Genomic DNA, 4,461 nt, shown 5'->3' with positions numbered 1-4,461 from the left:
GGAGCTTCGGCTGGATCGCCCGCTGCCGCAGGTTGGCTCGCGACCACGAGGCTACCCCGTCCTCTGCGCTCGCCTTCTTCGTCCTCGCCGCAGCCATGATCCTCGTCAGACGGATCGCCCGAGCTTTATGAAACAGGGTCTAACGCTTCCGACCCATAGCGGACCCCGCCCGCGCGTGAGGCAAAGTGACATACGTGAATTTATGGATTGAGGCATGTCTGCTACCGGGCCATACTGCTCAAAAAATGAATTATCAAATACTAAATATGATTTTGTTTGTATAATACGTAGATTTCTATTATCTCACATAATACTGAGATTAAACTAATCGACAAATTAAGAACCATAAGCAACCAATATTCCACGGACTTTTTTGATATCACATACAGTCCGTATCGCGATTGGAAACTTCTATTTCTCCATGAGAATGTGAACTTAGTAACGCTTAAAACTGATATGGGCAGACAAGCCCAAGCTTGAAAAACCAGCTTCGCATAAGTTAAATTGTCCATACCTATTCGACCTGTTCCGAAAACTATGCCTGTTCCGAAATCTGCCTTCCACCTAGAACGGACCTCGCGCGCGCAAGACCAATTCGCATAAGCGAATTTACAGCTTACTCTTGAACCTACATGCTGCCTTGACCCACATCGTACAGAATGTAAAATCTATGAACCCTTATATAGGATTTGCAACAATCGTTTCTATCATTGGGTGTATACCATTTTTAATTGCGCTTCAAATCAATAAGTTGTCCGGTTTTATAGTTTATATTTTATTTATTGCGTCAACGGTAACTTATTTATTTTTATCTGTAAGTTCTACTACGCACAAAGTTACCCTTTTCGATCTAATAGTCAGCGGCTTACTAATGTGGGGTATCGTAGTAGGCGGAACTCTGGGGGTTACTGTTAGATCAATCTATCTCTGGTCGAACCGCCATCGCTCAAAGGGAGATGCGAGCCACTGAGCCGAGGGACCGCACTTGGTTCGCATAAGGCGCAGTATGGCGTCCGCTTCCCACCCTTTTCGGACGCTTTGAAGGACTGCCATCCGTCAGGTTTTCACCTGTATGGTTGGACTCGGAGCCCACCCGCACTGGACAGCCACCGAGTGCCGATCCGCCCCGAGCACCGCAACTTCTACCCCATCGACTGGCGCGAACTGTCGGCCATGGTCCGGTTTCAGCGCGCCGGCAGTGCCTGTGAGGGCTGCGGACGGCCGCATGGGCGTATCGTCTACCATCTCGGCGATGGGCGCTGGTGGGACGCTCAGATCGGCGCCTGGCGCGACGGGAAGGGCAAGAACCTCGCCGAACTGCCGACCCTGGATAACCTGACGGGAAGCCTGCGCACGACACGCGTCGTGCTCGCGACGGCGCATCGGGACCACGACACCGCGAACAACGCGGATGCCAACCTCGTCGCGTTTTGCCAGCGCTGCCACGTGAACCACGACCGGCCTGAGCATCAGCGACGGCGCTGGCGAACGCTGTTCCGGCGCCGGGCGATGGGAGACCTGTTTCGGGGAGTCTATTCGCCATGACGGGAGCCAGGCAGGTGCCAGACATCATGGACCCCTACGCCTACCCGCCACGCGGCCTCGATCTCGCTGCTGCTGCTCGATACCTCGGGCTCACCCCCACCGCCTTCAGCGCCCTCGTGCGGGTCGGCGAGCTTCCGTCTGCCCGGCAACTCGGCGTGACCGCCGTCTGGGGCAGAATGGCCCTTGATGCAGCGTTCGAGGCGGCCTCGGCTGATGAGGTGCAGCCCAACGGGAAGCCTCCGCAGAAGCAGAGGGACACGCCCATGATGTCCAAGGAATGGCCGGGCCACCCCAACGTCTACACACCTGAGACGTTGGCCGAGCGGTGGCGGTGCTCGGGCACCCATGTCCGCAACATGATCAAGCGAGGCGACCTGGCAGGGAGTCTGCTCGGGGGGAGGCTGCTTCGCATATCGGCCGCGGTCGTAGCGGCCTATGAGAACGCGGACACGGGCAAGGCGCGAGCCCGATAAGAACCGCGGCGGGGGTTCGTCGTTGCCGCGCAGGTTCATGGGGGATCGGGGAACCCGGTCTATCGGGAAATCGGGAACCGCTGCCTTGCCCAAGTTGGGCAGAGCAGTCATCTTACCGGTATGTCGGTTCAGTTCGCCTACCGCTTCCAGCAGGACCTACCCCCGTCGAGCCTTCAGGACCTCGATGATGTGGTGCTGACGGCTGCGGTGATGAGCGACGATGGTATCTCGATCCCCGCCGGAACCGAAGGCACGATCGTCAGCGTCTTCCGCGGCGGCGAAGCCTACGTGGTGGAGTTCGCCCAGCCGGAGGGCACCCTCGCTTCGGTCGGCCCCGACGAAATCCGCATGGCCGAGCCCGCCGCGTCTTGAGTTCCGATGAAGTCGAGGTTTCGTGGCTGATTGATCGGCCGAAAATCTCGCGCTACCTTCTAGATCTAACAAGCAAGCGTGGTGCCTCAAAGGCCAAATACCTGATGCGCTTCGGGTTCACCCCCGATGATCCGCTAACGCTTGCGAACGCGTTGGCTGAGCATGTGGCTCGCAACCTTCCCGGTGTTCAATCGATCTCGGCGCGAGGCGTGCTGTTGGTGGTGTTTGAGGGGGAAGTGACGGCACCAGACGGCCGCGAAATGCCATTACGGACGGTTTGGGAGCCGCGTGAGCCACGCCAGATGCACTTCGTCACGGCCGTACCGCTCACTCGCTAACCCATCTCGGTAACCGCACTCCGGCGGCTATCCTGCTGCGGCTATTTTTTGGCCTTGCTTGCCTCTTCTCCCGCTACGGCCTCAACCGCCGCGATAGCGTTCTCCAACTCCGCAATTCGCTTCAACGTGCTGTCTGCCGGCATCGTATCGTACTGAGCAGCTTCCATGATGAGGTCGCGCTGGCGTGCCTTGAGACGGTCGAGAAGAGCTTCGAGCTTGTCCATGGCGCGCTGTAGCGAGGCTTACCTAGCCCGACAAGGTAGAGTCTTACTTAATCTCGATCGGCCATACGAGGGTCTACGTCGAGGCAATTTTGGCAGTACCGCTGCCAGTGCAGATGTAGGTAATGGCATGAGCGGGCGTACGAAAGCACACAACCTGACCCGCGAGGAGGGCGCGGGCTACAGCAAGGCGCTTCAGGACATGCGCACTTGGTACGAAGGGCACAACGATTTGGCCAAGCAGCGGATCGAGACGTTGAAGACAGGCCTCGGTGCCACGGATCCAGCCTCGATAACTGCCGTCGCCATGCTGGAGTCCGCGATGGAGGATCGCCAGCAGGCGGTCGCTGAAATCGATCGTCTCTACGCCCAGCAGCGTATCGCGACACTTGGCAGATGAGCGCCGTGCCCAACGACACAATGGGCGGCCAGAGCAAGACTGCCTTGATGAAGCCCGTAGGGGGCAAGCAGGGCCACCCCAGCGGATTGGGAAGAACTGCTGGCTGCCGAGGCAGCATCAGCGATCATACGGCAGAAGGGTTCTCGAAAAATAGCCAGTCACGCCTGCCCCTGGCACTCCCGCGTGTTCTGCAACCGCGTGAGTAGGTTCCCGGCGTGTGCCATCGTCGCCCCGATCACGCCCGCGATGTTGTCGGCGGTCTGGTTGTCGGACGGCTCCGCCCGGGCCATGTTGAGCGGATGGCAGGATGGCGCTTCACCACACCGGGGCAGGAGGCACGCCGCGCCGAGCGTGAGGGGCGCACCCGTCCGCCGATTGATTGGCGGGGCGAGCTGCGCTTCTGGTTCAGCCGAAGCACCTACACGCGCCGAACGGCTCCGATCCTCATGCAGCTCGGCATTTGGCTCGCCGTTGGCACGCTGTTTTTCCTCCATGCCGACGCTTGGCGCCGATCAGGCTCTGGGCTCAGCGCGGCAACCACGATCCTCCTATTTGCGATCCTGGCCTATCCCTTCGTCCGCTACCGCATCGAGCGCGGACGCTGGCCTGACTGATCTACTCGGTTCCAGCGTACAAACCCGCACCCACGCCGAGCCGATCGGTCGGCAGAGCCAGAGGCGGCGCCGGCATCCGTGGCGCCCCGCCCCCGAACGATGCCCGCGCCTTCATCGCACCGACACCGCCGACAAGGGCGCGTTGCCCGACCTTGGCGCCATAGGTGCCCGCCGCCGCCGGCAGGCCGCCGACCTTGAACGCGATCATGCCCGCGAGCACGTCGAGGGCCTTCGCCGCGACGCTGGCCGTGCGCTCGCCGCCGGGCCGCATCGAGCCATCCGGCAGGATCGTTGCCCGCAGCGCGCCCGCGAACCGGCGCAACTGCGCAAGCTCATCCGGGGCGAACAATTCGCGAGCTGGTCAGCCCCCATTGAAGTGGTCCGCCCTTTGGTATGGCTTTTGAGCCTGGAGGACGGACAAGATGGCAAAGCCCCCGAAGCCCGAGGAGATCGTCGCGAAGCTACGTCAGGCAGACGTGCTGATCTCACAGGGCCAGA

Annotated in this window: 8 protein-coding genes and 1 pseudogene; 7 read left to right on the top strand and 2 right to left on the bottom strand. The window is 60.2% G+C overall.

The features are described from left to right. From MKK60_RS22890 to MKK60_RS22870, 5 genes and pseudogenes are all read left to right on the top strand, one after another. Nucleotides 1–131: pseudogene (locus tag MKK60_RS22890) on the top strand (IS5/IS1182 family transposase); the annotation flags it as partial. A gap of 982 nt (nt 132–1,113) precedes the next feature. After that, nucleotides 1,114–1,545, top strand: a complete 432-nt coding sequence (locus MKK60_RS22885; protein WP_147843387.1) for a hypothetical protein — start codon at nt 1,114–1,116, stop codon at nt 1,543–1,545. Between the two features lie 26 nt (nt 1,546–1,571). Continuing rightward, on the top strand, nt 1,572–2,018 hold the full coding sequence (locus tag MKK60_RS22880) for a helix-turn-helix domain-containing protein (RefSeq protein WP_147843386.1): 447 nt from the start codon (nt 1,572–1,574) through the stop codon (nt 2,016–2,018). Between the two features lie 120 nt (nt 2,019–2,138). Continuing rightward, nucleotides 2,139–2,390 carry a DUF4926 domain-containing protein gene (locus MKK60_RS22875; protein WP_147843385.1) on the top strand — a complete coding sequence of 84 codons (252 nt, stop codon included), beginning with the start codon at nt 2,139–2,141 and terminating at the stop codon, nt 2,388–2,390. Further along, entirely contained in the window at nt 2,387–2,728 is a 342-nt protein-coding gene (locus tag MKK60_RS22870; RefSeq protein ID WP_147843384.1) for a DUF6883 domain-containing protein, read from the top strand. Before MKK60_RS22875 ends, MKK60_RS22870 begins: the two co-directional genes overlap by 4 nt. A gap of 41 nt (nt 2,729–2,769) precedes the next feature. Here the strand turns inward: MKK60_RS22870 and MKK60_RS22865 are convergent, their stop codons facing one another. Continuing rightward, nucleotides 2,770–2,952, bottom strand: a complete 183-nt coding sequence (locus MKK60_RS22865) for a hypothetical protein (RefSeq protein ID WP_147843383.1) — start codon at nt 2,950–2,952, stop codon at nt 2,770–2,772. 127 nt (nt 2,953–3,079) lie between these two features. Here MKK60_RS22865 and MKK60_RS22860 point away from each other — a divergent pair, with 127 nt between their 5' ends. Continuing rightward, nucleotides 3,080–3,349 carry a hypothetical protein gene (locus MKK60_RS22860; protein ID WP_147843382.1) on the top strand — a complete coding sequence of 90 codons (270 nt, stop codon included), beginning with the start codon at nt 3,080–3,082 and terminating at the stop codon, nt 3,347–3,349. 299 nt (nt 3,350–3,648) lie between these two features. Continuing rightward, a complete protein-coding gene (locus MKK60_RS22855) occupies nt 3,649–3,963 on the top strand; it encodes a hypothetical protein (RefSeq protein WP_243988695.1) in 315 nt (104 codons plus the stop codon). 1 nt (nt 3,964) lies between these two features. Here the strand turns inward: MKK60_RS22855 and MKK60_RS22850 are convergent, their stop codons facing one another. Next, nucleotides 3,965–4,312, bottom strand: coding sequence for a hypothetical protein (locus tag MKK60_RS22850; protein WP_243988694.1), 348 nt, complete (start codon nt 4,310–4,312; stop codon nt 3,965–3,967). Nucleotides 4,313–4,461: the final 149 nt, after the last annotated feature.

Origin of the sequence: Methylobacterium sp. J-092 (genome assembly GCF_022829325.1) — a bacterium.
Taxonomy (GTDB): domain Bacteria; phylum Pseudomonadota; class Alphaproteobacteria; order Rhizobiales; family Beijerinckiaceae; genus Methylobacterium.
The sequence above is the reverse complement of the archived record's forward strand: the minus strand, read 5'-3'. Positions and strand labels throughout refer to the sequence as shown.